15 protein-coding genes are annotated in these 15,702 nt (G+C 71.9%); 13 read left to right on the forward strand and 2 right to left on the reverse strand.

Annotation, left to right across the window (positions count from 1 at the left end; translation table 11 throughout):
* Positions 1–978: 978 nt before the first annotated feature.
* From ACWEVN_RS38125 to ACWEVN_RS38155, 7 genes are all read left to right on the forward strand, one after another.
* Positions 979–1,299, forward strand: a complete 321-nt coding sequence (locus tag ACWEVN_RS38125) for a MerR family transcriptional regulator (protein WP_452054506.1) — start codon at positions 979–981, stop codon at positions 1,297–1,299.
* 289 nt (positions 1,300–1,588) lie between these two features.
* Entirely contained in the window at positions 1,589–2,983 is a 1,395-nt protein-coding gene (locus ACWEVN_RS38130; RefSeq protein WP_452054507.1) for a cellulase family glycosylhydrolase, read from the forward strand.
* A 113-nt stretch (positions 2,984–3,096) separates the two neighbouring features.
* A complete protein-coding gene (locus tag ACWEVN_RS38135; RefSeq protein ID WP_452054508.1) occupies positions 3,097–3,456 on the forward strand; it encodes a metalloregulator ArsR/SmtB family transcription factor in 360 nt (119 codons plus the stop codon).
* Positions 3,453–3,935 (forward strand): SRPBCC family protein, encoded by a 483-nt coding sequence (locus tag ACWEVN_RS38140; protein ID WP_310969924.1) that lies wholly within the window; start codon positions 3,453–3,455, stop codon positions 3,933–3,935. Before ACWEVN_RS38135 ends, ACWEVN_RS38140 begins: the two co-directional genes overlap by 4 nt.
* Positions 3,932–4,483 carry a maleylpyruvate isomerase family mycothiol-dependent enzyme gene (locus tag ACWEVN_RS38145; RefSeq protein ID WP_452054509.1) on the forward strand — a complete coding sequence of 184 codons (552 nt, stop codon included), beginning with the start codon at positions 3,932–3,934 and terminating at the stop codon, positions 4,481–4,483. Before ACWEVN_RS38140 ends, ACWEVN_RS38145 begins: the two co-directional genes overlap by 4 nt.
* Before the next feature lie 209 nt (positions 4,484–4,692).
* Complete coding sequence (locus ACWEVN_RS38150; RefSeq protein WP_452054510.1) at positions 4,693–7,725, forward strand: MGH1-like glycoside hydrolase domain-containing protein; 3,033 nt, start codon at positions 4,693–4,695, stop codon at positions 7,723–7,725.
* Positions 7,726–7,834: 109 nt separating this feature from the next.
* Positions 7,835–9,142 (forward strand): cellulose binding domain-containing protein, encoded by a 1,308-nt coding sequence (locus tag ACWEVN_RS38155; RefSeq protein ID WP_452054511.1) that lies wholly within the window; start codon positions 7,835–7,837, stop codon positions 9,140–9,142.
* A gap of 110 nt (positions 9,143–9,252) precedes the next feature.
* Here the strand turns inward: ACWEVN_RS38155 and ACWEVN_RS38160 are convergent, their stop codons facing one another.
* Positions 9,253–9,618, reverse strand: coding sequence for a DUF1330 domain-containing protein (locus ACWEVN_RS38160; protein WP_452054512.1), 366 nt, complete (start codon positions 9,616–9,618; stop codon positions 9,253–9,255).
* Positions 9,619–9,690: 72 nt separating this feature from the next.
* On the opposite strand from ACWEVN_RS38160, the gene ACWEVN_RS38165 reads away from it, so the two are divergent.
* From ACWEVN_RS38165 to ACWEVN_RS38190, 6 genes are all read left to right on the forward strand, one after another.
* Complete coding sequence (locus ACWEVN_RS38165) at positions 9,691–10,281, forward strand: TetR/AcrR family transcriptional regulator (protein WP_449683630.1); 591 nt, start codon at positions 9,691–9,693, stop codon at positions 10,279–10,281.
* Positions 10,282–10,313: 32 nt separating this feature from the next.
* A complete protein-coding gene (locus ACWEVN_RS38170) occupies positions 10,314–11,312 on the forward strand; it encodes a LacI family DNA-binding transcriptional regulator (protein WP_452054513.1) in 999 nt (332 codons plus the stop codon).
* Positions 11,313–11,589: 277 nt separating this feature from the next.
* Positions 11,590–11,772 carry a hypothetical protein gene (locus ACWEVN_RS38175; protein ID WP_452054514.1) on the forward strand — a complete coding sequence of 61 codons (183 nt, stop codon included), beginning with the start codon at positions 11,590–11,592 and terminating at the stop codon, positions 11,770–11,772.
* A gap of 165 nt (positions 11,773–11,937) precedes the next feature.
* Entirely contained in the window at positions 11,938–13,230 is a 1,293-nt protein-coding gene (locus tag ACWEVN_RS38180) for an ABC transporter substrate-binding protein (RefSeq protein ID WP_452054515.1), read from the forward strand.
* 8 nt (positions 13,231–13,238) lie between these two features.
* Positions 13,239–14,183 carry a carbohydrate ABC transporter permease gene (locus tag ACWEVN_RS38185; RefSeq protein ID WP_452054516.1) on the forward strand — a complete coding sequence of 315 codons (945 nt, stop codon included), beginning with the start codon at positions 13,239–13,241 and terminating at the stop codon, positions 14,181–14,183.
* 17 nt (positions 14,184–14,200) lie between these two features.
* On the forward strand, positions 14,201–15,016 hold the full coding sequence (locus ACWEVN_RS38190) for a carbohydrate ABC transporter permease (protein WP_310970583.1): 816 nt from the start codon (positions 14,201–14,203) through the stop codon (positions 15,014–15,016).
* Here ACWEVN_RS38190 and ACWEVN_RS38195 read toward each other — a convergent pair.
* The coding region (locus tag ACWEVN_RS38195) for a sensor histidine kinase (RefSeq protein WP_452054517.1) at positions 15,006–15,702 on the reverse strand (697 nt) is incomplete at its 5' end. The genes ACWEVN_RS38190 and ACWEVN_RS38195 overlap by 11 nt on opposite strands.

Raw genomic sequence — 15,702 nt, forward strand, 5'->3', positions numbered from 1 at the left:
CGGCTGGGCCGGCCGGTCCGAGCGAGCAGACCGAGCCCGGCGGGCAGGTCCAGCCGAGCGAGCCGGCTCCGGCGGCCAAGCCTGATCAGGTCCCGACCGTCCCCGATCGACCCGAGCAGGCCCGCTCCAGCGGCCAGGCCTGATCAGGTCCCGACCGTCCCTGGTCGACCCGAGCAGGCCGGCACCGGCGGCCAGGCCTGATCAGGTCCCGACCGTCCCTGGTCGACCCGGGCAGGCCGGCACCGGCAGCCAAGCCTGATCAGTCCCGACCGTCCCTGGTCGGCTGATCCAAGCGGCCTGGGCGGGCCGGCCGCGCCGGGGCGGGTTGAGCTCGCCGGACGAGGCGTTCGATCCGGACCTGCCCAGCCAGCCGGGCACACCGGCCCGCGCGGATCCCGGCCGTTCGCGGCCGGCCCCTCCTGAAGAGCCGAGCAGGCCCGCAGGGCCGGGCGAGCCGGCCGGGTCAGCTTGGCCGGGCAGGTCAGCTTGGCCGGCCGGATCGGCGGCCGGGCGGGTCGGCTTGGCGGGGCGGACGAGCAGCGAGTCAAGCCGGTCAGGCACGGCGCGGCAGGACTCCACAGCCGACCCACGCCTGCCCCGACAAAGCATCAGCCCGCGCGCACCACCCAGAAGCCCGCGACCGAGACGCAATCCCCCCGCCACCCGCCACCGAAAATCTACCCCCACGACAGTAGACATTCACCCGCACCCACCGGTAAAGTTCTCCACGTACCGGAAGAGACAACGAAAGGAAGGGAACGGGACCATCATGGGATCGCCCGCAGCGGCCCAGTAGCGCCGCGCGGGTTCCGCAAGCCCATCGAGTTCGGAGGTGGTGCTCGGTCACGGATGAGCGATCCCCGCGCCTCGCGCGGGAAGCCGGCGGTCAGGCCGCCGGCCGGTAATGGTGAAACCCAACCTTTCGAGGACCCCGGACGCCCACGATGGCGTCCGGGGTCCTTCTGATGCGGAGGTGACATGGGCCCCGACGGGGAAAGACCCGGAAATCTCGACGATGAGCACTACCCCGGCTACACCATGGGCCGAGCCGCGGACATCCTCGGCACCACCCAGAACTTCCTCCGCAGCCTCGGCGAGGCCGGCTTGATCACGCCGCAGCGATCCGCCGGCGGGCACCGGCGCTACTCGCGACACCAGCTCCGGCTCGCCGCGCGGGCGCGGGAGCTCGTCGACCAGGGCACCGCCGTCGATGCTGCCTGCCGGATCGTCATCCTGGAAGACGAACTGCACGAAGCCCGCCGGCTCAACCGGGCCCTTCAAGGGGAAACCGAGAGCTGAGCACCCGCAGCGGGTGGCGCCGTGGCCAGACCGAAACATGCCGCAGCGCCGGATTCACCCACCGACTCCCCCGAAGACCGAGCCCCCCACGACGCGACTCCCTTCGCGTGAGCACCTCGACCGCCCGCACCGGACTCCGCAATCGTGGCCCGGCCGAATTCGCCAGCCAGAAAGCTTCCGGTCACCCCCGCGGGGCCGGAACCCTTGACGCCGCCCCTCGCCGGATGTTCTCCTCTCTGGGAGCGCTCCCAGCCTGTTGAAACACTCGAACACGGATCTGAGGAGTTCAATGAAGCGCTCCATCGCTGCGCTGGCGGCCGCCGGCGCGACGGTTCTCGGCTGCACCGCCGTGCTGGCCATCCCGCAGGCCTCGGCCGCCTCTCAAGGGTGCCGGGTCGACTACACCGTCACCAACCAGTGGCAGGGCGGGTTCCAGGCCGGCGTCAAGGTCACCAACCTGGGTGACACGCTCACCGGCTGGTCGCTCAAGTTCACCTTCCCCGATGCCGGCCAGAAGGTGGCCCAGGGGTGGAACGCCACCTGGTCGCAGTCCGGCTCGACCGCGACCGCCGCCAGTCCCGACTGGAACCGGACCCTCGCGACGGGCGCCGTCGCCGACCTCGGCTTCACCGGTACCACGACCGGGGCCAACCCGATTCCGGCTTCCTTCACCCTCAACGACGTCACCTGCACCGGATCGACCACGACCACCACGACACCGACCACACCCACGACCACCACCACACCCTCCCCCGGCGGCACGCCGCTCGCCGCGAACGGGCAGCTGCACGTCTGCGGCGTCCACCTGTGCAACGAAGCGAACCGGGCGATCCAGCTGCGCGGCATGAGCACGCACGGCCTCCAGTGGTTCGACTCCTGCTACAACGACGCGTCCCTGGACGCCCTCGCCGACGACTGGCACGCCGATCTGCTCCGCATCGCCATGTACGTGCAGGAAAAGGGTTACGAGACCAACCCGGCCTGGTTCACCGACCGGGTCAACAGCCTCGTCGGCGAGGCCGAAGAACGCGGCATGTACGCGATCGTCGACTTCCACACCCTCACCCCGGGCGACCCGAACTACAACCTCGACCGCGCCAAGACCTTCTTCGCCGCGGTCGCCGCCCGGAACGCGAGCCGGAAGAACGTGATCTACGAGATCGCCAACGAACCCAACGGCGTGAGCTGGGCCGGCATCAAGAACTACGCCGAGCAGGTCATCCCGGTGATCCGCGCCGCCGACCCGGACGCCGTCGTGATCGTCGGCACCCGCGGGTGGTCGTCCCTCGGCGTCTCCGACGGCTCCAGCGAATCCGAGATCATCAGCAACCCCGTCAACGCCACGAACATCATGTACACGTTCCACTTCTACGCCGCCAGCCACAAGGACAACTACCGCTCCACGGTGAGCCGGGCCGCCGCGAGGCTGCCGCTGTTCGTCACGGAGTTCGGCACGGTGACCGCCACCGGTGGTGGCACGCTCGACCAGGCCAGCACCACCGCCTGGCTGGACCTACTGGACCAGCTGCAGATCAGCTACGCGAACTGGACGTACTCCGACGCGGACGAAAGCAGCGCCGCACTGCAGCCGGGCACCTGCGCCGGCAGCGACTACGGCACCGGCCGGCTGACCGCGTCCGGCGCCCTGGTCCGGAGCCGGATCGACACGCCCGACCACTTCTGATCACCCGGGCGGGGTCCCAAACGCGGGACCCCGCCCCTTCTCAACCTTGAGGTTGACAACATCCCGGGCCGCACTCTACGGTCATATTCAACCTAAGAGTTGAGGAAGAACCGGTGCACGAAGACAGCGAGCGGCTCAACCGCGTGTTCGCGGCCCTGGCCGACCCGACGCGGCGCGACCTGGTGGCCCGGCTGGCCGCCGCGGACGCGACCGTGGGCGAGCTGGCCGAGCCGTACGACATGAGCCTCCAGGCGGTCTCCAAGCACGTGAAGGTGCTGGAAGAGGCCGGGCTGGTGACGCGCAGCAAGGATGCCCAGCGCCGTCCGGTCCACCTGGACGCCGAGGTGTTCGACCTGATGACCAAGTGGATCGAGCGGTACCGGCGGCAGGCCGAGGAGCGCTACCGGCGCCTCGAAACGCTGCTGGGCCGCATGAGCGACAACGAAACCCGACCCCGTAAGGACGCGTCATGACCATGACGAAGCACGAAACCGAGATCCTGGCCGACGAAAAGGTCCCGACGATCCAGCTCGTCCGGGACTTCGACGCCGCCCCCGAGCAGGTGTTCCGCGCCCACGTCGACCCCGAGCTGTACGCGCAGTGGGTCGGGCCGCACTCGGTCACCACGCGGATCACGCGGTGGGAGGCGCGCACGGGTGGCGAATGGGCCTTCGCCAACGACCGCGACGGCGAGGAGATCGCCGCGTTCCACGGCAGCTTCCACGAAGTGCGGCCGAACGAGCGGATCGTGTGGACGTTCACCTACGACGGCGAGCCCGACGGCGTCGCGCTGGAAACGCTGACCCTGGAGGAGATCGACGGCGGCCGCACCCGGCTGCGGGTGCTCAGCGTGGTGCCGGACTTCGCCACCCGCGACGGCATGCTGGCCAGCGGCATGGACGTCGGGGTCACCGAGGGCTACGCCAAGCTCGACGCATTGCTCGCGCGATGACCCGGGCCCGGCAGCACGCCTCCGAAGCCGCCCGGTTCACCGAGCTGGTCGAGTCGGCTTCGGCCGGCGACTGGGCGCGCCCGGCGCCGGTAGCGGGGTGGACCGCGCTCGACGTCGTCCGGCACCTGGTCGAGTGGCCGCGCGACTTCCTCCGCGGCGCGGGCATCGAACTGCCCGCGCTGGCGGTCGACCCCGACCCGGCCGGGGCGTGGAAGCAGCACGTCGCCGACATCCAGGCCATCCTCGACGCCCCCGCCGGGCGGGTGCTCAGCAACCCGCACACCGGCGACCGGCCGGTGGACGAGGCGATCGACCAGTTCTACACCGGCGACATCTGGCTGCATTCCTGGGATCTCGCCAAGGCTCTCGGCCGTGAGCCCGACCTCGGCGAACAGCGCTGCGCGGAAGCGCTGGCGGCGATGCGGCCGATGGAGCAGGTACTGCGCGACAGCGGCCAGTTCGGCCCGGCGGTGCCCGTGGCCGACAGCGCTTCGGCGCAGGACCAGCTGATGGGTTTCCTCGGCCGCGATCCCGCCTGGCACGCCTGAGCCGCTCCGGCCGGCGGGGCCGTTGATCCGTGCAGAGCAGGTCCCGCCGGGTGTGACGCTCCGGCCGGCGGGACACCGGTTGCGCGCGCGAGGTGGTGCAGCACCGGGCGAACCCTTGGATACAACGTTGTAAATACGTATTTACAACGTTGTATCCCACCGGCTACCGTTCCCCTGCCCGGTCCCCGAAGAGCACGAGGAGCGTCGGCATGCGCTCGGTTCGCCGTCTGTTCACGGTCTTGACCACCACGCTCGTCACCCTGTCGGCCACCACGCTCCCCGCGGCGGCCGCCCCCGCCGGCCCGCCGCCGGCGTACCCGGCCGTCGGCCCCGGGACGCATCTCCTCGACCACGCGGCGAAGCTCGCCGGCCTGGGCGACCCCGCGTGGTACGAGGCCAACATCCCGTTCGTCGACCTGCCCGACAAGGCGATCGAGGACACGTACTACTACCGGTGGCGGACGTTCAAGGAGGCCCTCAAGTACACCGGGCCCGACGACGGCTGGATCGTCTCCGAATTCCTCGGCCCGGTCGGCTACTCCGCCCCCGGCGGCGGGATCGACGCCGCCGCCGGGCACCACCTCTACGAGGGACGGTGGTTGCGGGACCCCCGCTACCTCGACGACTACGTCGACTACTGGCTGCGCGGCAGCGGCGCGGGCCCGAAGCCGGCGACCGACGGCCTCAACGAGAACACCACCGACTGGGCCCACGAATACTCCTTCTGGGCGGCCGACGCCGTGCTCGCGCGGGCGGCCGTCGACGGCCGGTGGGACTTCGCCGTCGACCGGCTCCCCGAACTGCAACGGCAGTGGGCCGCCTGGGCGCCGCAGTTCGACCCGCAGCTCGGCCTCTACTGGCAGGTTCCGGTGTGGGACGCCATGGAGTACACCGCGAGTTCCTACCAGAGCCCGGATCCCTACCACGGCGGCGCCGGCTTCCGCCCGACGCTCAACGCCTACCAGTACGGCGACGCGCGCGCCATCGCCGAACTGCTGCGCCGGCGCGGCGCACCCGGCGACCGGCAGCTCGCCGACCGCTACGACCGGGACGCCCGCTCCCTGCAGGCGAACCAGGACCGCGTCCTGTGGGACGGCGGCGCACAGTTCTACAAGCACGTGATGCGGGACGGCAACCCGGCCCGCACCAAGATCGCCGACCGGGAAGAGATCGGGTTCGTGCCGTGGTACTTCCACATGGCACCGGCCGGCGCCGCCGCCGCGTGGGCGCAGCTGACCGATCCGGCCGGGTTCGCGGCCCCCTTCGGGCCCACCACGGTCGAGCGGCGCAGCCCGTGGTTCATGCACGACGCCCTCGCCGGGTGCTGCCGCTGGTCGGGGCCGAGCTGGCCCTACGCCACCAGCCAGACGCTGACCGGGCTGGCGAACCTGCTCACCGACTATCCCCCGCAGCCGTATGTGTCCACTCAGGACTACTACGCCCTGCTGCGCGGGTACGCCCTCACCCAGCGCAAGAACGGCGTGCCCTACGTCGCCGAAGCGCACCACCCCGACGAGGACCGCTGGCTGTACGACTCCCGCGGGCACAGCGAGGACTACAACCACTCGACGTTCGACGACCTGGTGCTGTCCGGGCTGCTCGGCATCCGGCCGCAGCAAGGTGACCACGTGCGGCTCGCGCCGCTCGTTCCGTCCACTTGGGACCACTTCGCGGTGGAGAACGTGCCCTATCACGGGCGCAGCCTGACCGTGGCCTGGGACCGGGACGGCCAGGTCTACCGGCAGGGCGCCGGGCTGAGCGTCTGGCTGGACGGCAAGCTCGTGCACCGCCAGGCCGGGCTGACCGCGGTCGACGTGCCGGTGCGGCCCGGGAAGGCGGCCGTGGCCGACCACCTCGTCGACGACCTGGCGAACATCGATCGCACCGGTTACCCGGCGGCGTCGGCGTCCTACACCTGGCCCGCCGACAGCGCGGCGAACGCGATCGACGGCCAGGACTTCGACCTCGACGTCCCGTCGACGCGCTGGACGAGCTACGGCAGCCCGAACCGCCAGGACTGGCTGGCCGTCGACCTCGGCGCGGCCACCGACGTCTCCGACGTCCGGATCTCCTTCTACGACGACGGCGGCGGTGTCCGCACGCCGGACACCTTCGCGCTCCAGTACCGCACCGCCGACGGGTCGTGGGCCGACCTCCCCGCGCAGCACCGGGATCCCGCGACGCCGGTGCGAGGCCGGCCGAACCGCGTCGTCGTCCAGCCGCCGGTCCGCACCGACGGGCTCCGGGTCGTGGCGTCCAGAGTGGACGGAGGCGCGGTCGGCATCACGGCGGTGCAGTCCTGGCGCGCCGAAGACGAGCGGCTCGGCGTCCGGCTGCCGGACGAACCGCCGCGGCTGCGACCCGGGCAGACGGCCGAAATCACCGGTTCGGTCCGCAGTGCGCAGCCGATGACCGTGCGACCGGCGCTCACGGTGCCGCGCGGCTGGACGGCCCAGCCGATCGGGCCGGCCGGCGACCTCCGGCTCACGCCGGGCCGGACCGTCCCGCTGCAGTGGCGGGTGACGGCACCCGCCGACGCGCCGGTCGGCACCCGGGCGCCGGTGCGGCTGCTGGTCGCCCCGCTCGACCACGGCGTCCCGGCCCGCAGCACCGCGGACGCCGTGCGGGCGGAGGTCGTGTTCGACCCGGCCGACTTCGCCACACCGGTGTGGGACGACGACTTCACCGGAGACCGGTTGAACGACTACCGGATCGGCGCGCGGTTCGGGGAGCCGGTGCCCTCGCTGAGCCAGGCGGACGGCGCCCTGATCGCGACGGCGAGCCGGCAGTCGGCCGCCGTGCTCGTGGCGCCGGTGGCCGCCCCGGCCGGCGACTTCGCGGTGCTCCTGGAACCGCGTTCCTTCGCCGGGAGCGCTCCGGAGGACAGCGTGCTCCTCGGCCGCGCCGCCGGGCCGGACGAGCTGGCCTTGGCCTGGTACAACCACCACTTCGGCACGTCCGGCGCGGACGTGCGGGCCGACGGGCGCGACTACGGCGACGACGTGACCGGCGGGTGCTGCGCCGCGGTCGAGTGGTCGCCGGGCGACCGGTTCGCGGTCGTGTCCGACCACCGCGGCGGGCTGACGAGCTGGCTGGGCCACCAGGGCCGGTGGCAGCTGCTGCGAACGATCCCGGCGGGTCCGGTCGTCGCTCCCGGCTGGTCGCCCGCGATCGGGCTCCGGCTGACCTCGGGCCGGCTGGCCCTCGAGCGCCTGACCGTGGTGGCGCGCGGCTCGGCGTGAGAAGCGATTGACAAACGACCGGTGCGCGGGGGACTCTGGGAGCGCTTCCAGACGACGCCGCCGGGGCCGCTTCCGCCTGCCGCGGTACCGAACGGCGGAAGGAGAATCCATGGGGTCCGTCTCCCGCCGGCCGGGCGTGCTCGCCGCGATCGCCGTGCTCGTCGTGGGTGTTTCCGTGCTGTGGCCGTGGAATTCGGGCGCCGCGCCGGTCGCGCCCACGACCGGCAACGCGATCCACTTCGACGCGCTCGGCGCCCCCTACGGCGGTTGCGGCCTGCCGCAGGACGTGCTCGATTCGCCGGATTTCGTCGCCCTCAACGTCTACAACACCCCCGGCGACTACAGCTTCTACCCCCGGCCGATCCCGCCTTCCCAGGCCGCGAAGATCGGGCTGTGGGACAACGGCCGCAACTGCGGGCGGTTCGTGCAGGTCACCATCGGCGAATACTGCACCGGCGTCAACGACGGCGCGCCCGGACAGCCGTTCTGCCGCAACGGGTCCTGGGTGACCGACGGGTACGCCGGCGCCCAGCTGACCATGGTCGTGGCCGACAGCTGCGGCGACTCGAACGCCTGGTGCCGCGACGATCCCGGGCACCTCGACCTCTCGACCGCGTCGCTCAACCGATTCGTGAAGAACGGCGCGCCGGTCGGCGACCTGAACCCGGGGCACTGGAACAACCGCCGGGTCTCCTGGTCCTACGTGCCCGCCCCGAACTACACCGGCGACCTGAAACTCGGCTTCCTCCAAGGGGCGCAACGGTATTGGACGGCCATCGCGGTGTCGCACCTGCCCAACGGCGTCCACGGCGTGGAGTTCCTCGGCGCGGACGGCACCTGGCAGCAGGCGCAACCGGACAGCGACCTCGGGCAGGCCTTCCTCATCGGCCCGACCGCCACGGCCGGCACCGCGTACGCGATCCGCGTCCGGGACGCGAGCGACGCGCTCGTCAACGACGGCCGCGTCTACCGCTTCACACTGCCGGACCAGTGCCTTTCCGGCTGCGCGGCGGCCTACACCGGCATCAGCTACACGACCGGGACCAGCACCCCCACCACGACGCCGACCACCCCGACCACCCCGACCACGCCGACGACGTCCACCACCCCGGCCGGGGCGTCGTGCACCGCGACCTCGGCGGTCACGTCCTCGTGGAACGGCGGGCACCAGCTGGAGTTCACCGTGAAGAACACCGGCTCGGCCGCGCTGGCCGGGTGGACGACGGCGTTCTCGTTCGCGGGGAGCCAGCAGGTGACCAATTCGTGGAACGCCGTGCCGACGCAAACCGGCCAGCAGGTGCGGGCGGCCAACCAGACCTACAACGGGACGCTGGCCCCCGGCGCGACGACGACGTGGGGCGCGGTCGTGACCGGCACGGCCCAGCCCCTGGCCGGATTGGCCTGCACCGCCCGCTGAACTTCAGGCCACGGCCCATCACTTCGTCCCGCCCCGCCGCGACGCGGCCGCCGGCCGCGGGTCCCGGACCGCCGCCGTCTCGGGGTTGCCGTGGACGAACACCGCAGGCGTCAGGCCGCCGGCGTCGTCGGCTGCAGGACCGATTCCACGAGCGCCTCGGTGCGCAGGTGGGTGATCGCCTGGTACTCGGGGTCGCGGACCATGGCCGCGAAGGTCTGCCGGTCCGGGTAGCGGACGAGCACCACCATGTCCCACGCCTGCCCGTCCTCGGCGACCAGCGCCGGGCCGCCGGTACCGAGGTACACCACTTGCAGGCCGTAACGGGCGTTGAGTTCGCGGCGGAGGGCTTCGGCGTAGCGCTGGTAGCTTTCGCGGCCGCCGTCCGGGCGGAACCGCAGCAGGTTCAGCATCACGACCGGGCCGCCGGGGTCGTCGGCGAGCAGGGCGTCGAGGGCACGTTCGTCGATTTCGATCATCAGGACCTCCTGGTCCGGCACTCTACACATACTTGTTGGTCAACACGCAAGTTACTTTGCTAGACTCCGATCATGCGCCGGACCCAGCAGGAACGCCGTGACCAGGCCGAAGCCGCGTTGCTGACCGCCGCCGCCGAACTCGTCGTCGAGCAGGGCGTGCGGTCGCTGACGCTCGCCCGCGTCGGGGAACGGGCCGGGTACAGCCGCGGGATCGTCACCCACCACTTCGGCGGGAAGCAGGCGCTGGTCGAACGGCTGGCGCGGGCCACGCAGGCCGGGTTCGTGCCGGGGCTGGAGGACGTCCCGCCCGGCCTCGGCCGCCTGCTGCGGCTGATCGACGGCTACCTCGGCGAGCTCGGCCGGATCGGCGTGTTCCACCAGGCTTTCCTGCTGCTGTGGGCGGAAGCCGCCACCCAGCCGGAGCTGGCCCCGATCTTCCGCGAACGAGACGCCGCCTTCCGCGCCGACCTGCGCGAAGACGTCGAAGCCGGCCTCGCGGACGGCAGCATCGGCGCGGGCGCCGGCGCCGACGAGGTGGCGACCGCCGTCGTCGGGCAGCTGCGCGGGATCGCGTTGCAGCGGCTGCTCGATCCGGGCAGCGTCGACACCGAGGCGCTGCGCCGGAGCGTCACCGGCCAGTGGCGCCGCGCCCTGACCCCTTAGGCTCGGCGTCTTACGCGGAGGGAGGTGACGGCGTGACCGAACGCGGGCGGCTGCCACGCGTCAAGCGCGTGACGATCGAGGACGTGGCCCGGGAGGCCGGCGTCGGGCGGCAGACGGTTTCGCGGGCGCTGCGCGACCTGCCGGAGATCGCCCCGGACACCCGCGAGCGCGTGCTGGCGGCGGCGGCCCGGCTGGGCTACCGGCCGAGCGCGCTGGCGAAGGGCATGCGCACCCAGCGGTCGGACGTCATCGCGCTGATCGTCTCCGACATCGCGAACCCGTTCTACCCGGCGGTGGCGCGCGGGGTGTACGACGCGGCGGAGGCGGCCGGGTGCAGCGTCGTGCTGTACAACACCGACGCCGACCCGGGCCGGGAACGCGACGCCATCGAGGACGCGCTGGCCCGGTCCGCGCGCGGAGTCGTCGGGTTCTTCTACGGCATGCCCGACGACGTCCTCGCCGACTACGCGCGCTCGGTGCCGCTGGTGGTCGCCGACCGCGAGCTGCCGTCGGAGGCGGCGGCGTCGGTGAGCAACGACTTCGCGACCGGAACCGCGGCGGCCGTGGAGCTGCTCGCGCGCCGGCCGGACGCGTGCCTGGGCATGCTGGACAGTTCGGTCGGCGTCGCGGTCGACGAGCGGCGGCTGGCTTTCGTGACGGCGTGCGCGGCGCTGGGATTCGGCGACGTCTCGGCGCGGATCGTCCAGGGACCGCCGACCATCCCGGGCGGCACGGAAGCGGCCCGCGAGCTGCTCTCGGCGTGGCCCGAGGTCAACGGGATCTTCGCGTTCAACGACCTGATGGGCATCGGGGCGGTCCAGGCGGTGCTCGCGCGCGGCGGGGCGGTGCCGCGGGACTGCGCGGTGGTCGGTTTCGACGACCTGGAGATGTCGGCGTACCTGAACCCGCCGCTGAGCACGGTCCGGATCGACAAGTACGACCACGGCCAGGCCCTGGTCCGGGCGCTGCTGGCGGACACCGCCGACCGGATCTCCCTGCCGGTTTCGTTGATCACCCGCGCGACCGCCTGAGCCGAACCGGGCGGAAGCCGCCCTTGACGAGGTCGCACCCGGGTGCGCATACTCCCCGGGTGCAACGGCCGGGAACATTCCCGGGAACGTTCCCGAGCGAGTGGTGGGAGGAGGTGGCGGCATGGGCGCGAGCTCGCCGAGGACGGCCGGGTCGGGCCGGCTTCGCAGGTCACGCCGGTGTGCGCGCCGCTCCGCCGGTTCCGGGGTGGGTTGGTGGGTGAGCGGTTGCTCGCGCCGGATGCGGGTTGCTTGGTGGGGTGGGCGGCTGTCTGAGGTCTTGCCTGCTCGCCTCGACCGGCACTACGGCGGCGACCTGCCCGCCCGGGCGCCCCTCGGCGGCGGGCTGCCGCACGAAGCCCCGCCCGCCAGCGCGCACCTCGACCGGCGCGGCGAGCAGCGACCCGAGAGCCCGCCCGAGCCACCGCCCGCCCCCGCACCCCGATCCACAGTGGACCTCTAACCCCCGGCCGCAAACTCCGCCGCCAAACCCATCCGTCCCCGCGGCCCGGTCCCCCTACGCCGGGCCTCGGCCGAAGCCGCCGCCACTCCGAAAGGACCGAACGCAATGGTGCGTACTTCTCCCCCGACGAAACGGCTTCACCGGCTGGGCGCCGCCGCTATTGCCGTGCTTGCGCTCGTCGCCGCCGGCTGTGGGAGTGGCGAGTCCGCCGCTCCGGCCGGTGCCGCCGCCTGTGCTGCCTCCGGGGGCAAGGTCGAGCTCTCGTTCTGGTCCTGGCTGCCCGGCATCGACCAGGCCGTCGCCCTGTGGAACCAGGGGCATCCCGACATCCACGTCACCGTCGAGCAGACGCCCCAGGGGAACCAGGGCACCTACAACAAGATGTTCACCGCGCTCAAGGCGAACCAGGCGCCGGACCTCGGGCAGGTCGAGTTCGACTCGCTGCCCGGCTTCCGCGTCCAGCAGGGCCTTCGGGACATCTCCGCCTGCCCCGGCGTCGCGGACGCCAAGTCGAAGTTCGTCGACTGGACCTGGGCGCAGGCCTCGGTCGGCGGCGACGGCGTCTTCGCCATCCCGCAGGACACCGGCCCGATGGGCCTGTTCTACCGCAAGGACCTCTTCGAAAAGTACCACGTGCCGGTGCCGACCACCTGGGACGAGTACGCCCAGGCCGCGAAGACCCTGCACGCCGCCGACCCGAACCTCACGATCACGCACTTCCCGCAGAAGGACGTCAACTGGTTCGCCGGGCTCGTCTGGCAGGCCGGCGGGCACTGGTTCACCCAGGACGGTCAGCAGTGGAAGGTGAACCTGACCGATCCCGCGTCCACCAAGGTCGCCGACTACTGGCAGAACCTGCTTTCCCAGGGCCTCGTCTCGAACTACCAAGGCTTCTCCGAATCCTGGAACAAGGCGCTCGACTCCGGGCAGATCGCCACCTGGACCGGGGCCGTCTGGGGGGTCGGCACGATCGCCAAGGCCGCGCCCTCGACCGCCGGGAAGTGGGCCGTGGCGCCGCTGCCGCAGTGGACCAAGGGTGAGCAGCGCTCCGGCAACTGGGGTGGCTCGACCACCGCGGTCTTCGCCGGGACCAAGCACCCGGCCGAAGCCGCGCAGTTCGCCCTGTGGCTCAACAGCGACCCGCAGGCCCTGGCCATCCTGACCGCCCAGGGCGGGATCTACCCGGCGACCACCGACGCCCAGGCCGGCGCGAAGGCCTCGCCCGAGAACACGCAGTTCTTCGGCGGCCAGGACGTCGACGCGGTCTTCCGCGAGGCGGGCAAGGGCGTCAGCCAGGACTTCACCTGGGGACCGTCGATGGAGCAGACCTACGCCCACGTCCGTGACGGGTTCGGCGCCGCGCTCGCCGGCAACGGCACGCTCGGCAAGGCCCTCACCGAGGCCGGCGCCGCGACGATCACCGACCTGCAACGCCAGTCCATCCCCGTGGCGAAGTAAGGACGACGATGGTTGTCGCAGCGTCCCAGACCGTCGCCGGCGCGGCGCCCCGCCCCAGTGTGGTGCGCCGGCGACGGGCGAACGGCAGCACCCGCGCCGCGTGGCTGCTGCTCGCCCCGTTCCTGATCGGGTTCGCGGTGTTCTACGTGGCCCCGATCGTGGTGGCCCTGGTGAAGAGCTTCACCGCCGTCACCCGGACGTCGACCTACGGCCGTCCCGTCGAGGTGTTCGCCGGCCTGGGCAATTACACCGCCGCCCTCGGCGACACCGGGTTCACCGGCTCGGTTGGGCGGGTCATGCTGTTCGGGGTGGTCCAGATCCCGGTCATGCTCGGCCTCGCCCTGGTCCTGGCGCTCGCCCTGGACTCGGCGGTGGTGCGGCTGCGGCGGTTCTTCCGGCTCGCGTTCTTCCTGCCGTACGCGGTGCCCGGCGTGATCGCCGCGGTCATGTGGGGCTTCTTCTACGCCCCCAACCTCTCGCCGGTCAACCAGCTGCTCGACCCGCTCGGGATCCACCCGGACCTGTTGTCCGGCAACGTGATCCTGTACTCGATCGCGAACATCGTCACCTGGACGTTCACCGGGTACAACATGCTGATCCTCTACTCGTCGCTGCAGGCGATCCCGCCCCAGCTCTACGAAGCGGCCCGGCTCGACGGCGCGTCCGGCTGGACGATCGCCTGGCGGATCAAGGTGCCGATCATCGCGCCGTCACTGGTGCTGACCGGGGTGTTCTCCATCATCGGCACGTTCCAGCTGTTCACCGAACCCCAGGTGATGGCCGGGGTTTCCAGCGCGGTCTCGTCGTCCTACACGCCGTCGATGGCCGCCTACGCCCAGATTTCCGCCCAGAACTACGGCCTCGGCGCCGCGATGAGCGTGCTCGTCACGCTGCTGATCGCGGTCCTGTCGTGGCTGTTCTTCTGGATCACCCGCGCGAGGGCCGCCCTGTGACCATCCGTTCTTCCACCGTGGTGACCACGGCGATGTTCGTCGCCGCGGTCTACTTCCTGCTGCCGGTGGTGTGGCTGGCGATCTCGGCGACGAAGTCCGCCTCGGACCTGTCGACGACGTTCGGCCTCTGGTTCTCCGGCAACCACCTCGGCGAGAACCTGCGCGACACCGTCACCTTCGGCGACGGCCTCTACCTGCGGTGGCTGGCCAACAGCGCGCTTTACTCCGTGGTGGGGGCGGCGGCGGCCACGCTGCTGTCGGCGATGGCCGGCTACGCCCTCGCCAAGTTCACCTTCCGCGGGCGCTCGCTGACGTTTTCCACGATCCTCGCCGGTGTCCTGGTCCCGCCGACCGCGCTGGCGGTGCCGCTGTTCCTGATGCTGGCCGGCGCCGGGATGACGAACACGGTCTGGTCGGTGCTGCTGCCGAGCATGATCAGCCCGTTCGGGGTGTACCTGGCCCGCGTCTACGCGGCGGCGTCGGTCCCGGACGAGATCCTCGAAGCCGGCCGCATCGACGGCGCGGGCGACGTGCGCATGTTCTACACCGTGAGCCTGCGCCTGATGGCCCCGGCGCTGATCACCATCTTCCTGTTCCAGTTCGTCGCGATCTGGAACAACTTCCTGCTCCCCCTGGTGATGCTGACCAGCGACCGGCTCTACCCGGTCACGCTCGGGCTGTACACGCTGAACACCCAGATCACCCGGGATCCGGACCTGAAGGCGATCGTGGTCACCGGCTCGCTGCTGTCGATCATCCCGCTGATCCTGGCTTTCCTGGCGCTGCAACGCTTCTGGCGGACCGGACTGGCGGCCGGGGCGGTCAAGGACTGACCGCCCCGCGCCGGGCGGACACCGGCAGCCGCACCACGAACCGGGTGTCCCCCGGCACCGACACCGCCTCGATCGACCCGTTGTGCCGGATCGCCACGATCTCGTGGCACAGGTGCAGGCCGAGGCCGGTGCCGTGGCCGATGTCCTTCGTCGTGAAGAACGGCTGGAACAGCCTCGGCAGCAGGTCCGCCGGGATGCCCGGGCCGCTGTCGCGGACCTCGACGACCGCGCAGGGGCCCTCCTGACGGGTCACCAGCCGCAGCTCGCCGCGGCCGCCCATCGCCTCCGCCGCGTTGCGGACCAGGTGCGTCCAGACCTGGTTGAGCTCGCCCAGGTGCGCCGTCACCCGCGGCAGGGGTGCGTAGTCGCGGACGACGTCGAGGCCCGCCAGCGTCGGGGCCAGCACCCGCAGCGTCGCTTCGAGCCCTTCGACGACGTCGACCTCGCGGTCCGGGGCGCGGCCGAGGTCGGAATAGGCGGCCGCGGAGGCGACCAGGGCGCTGATCGCCCGGCCGGCCGCCTGCGCGTCCACCGCGAGGGCCCGGGCCGAAAGGCGCCCGGCCAGCAGCCGCACGGCGACGCCGAGCGCCTCCGAGCTCGGCCCGTGCCCGCCCGGCGGCTGCGGCGACGACTCGGTCGGCCCCGGCGCGATGAACTGGCTGCAGTACCAGCCGGGGGACCGGTTC

The organism is Amycolatopsis sp. NPDC003861 (assembly GCF_053605405.1).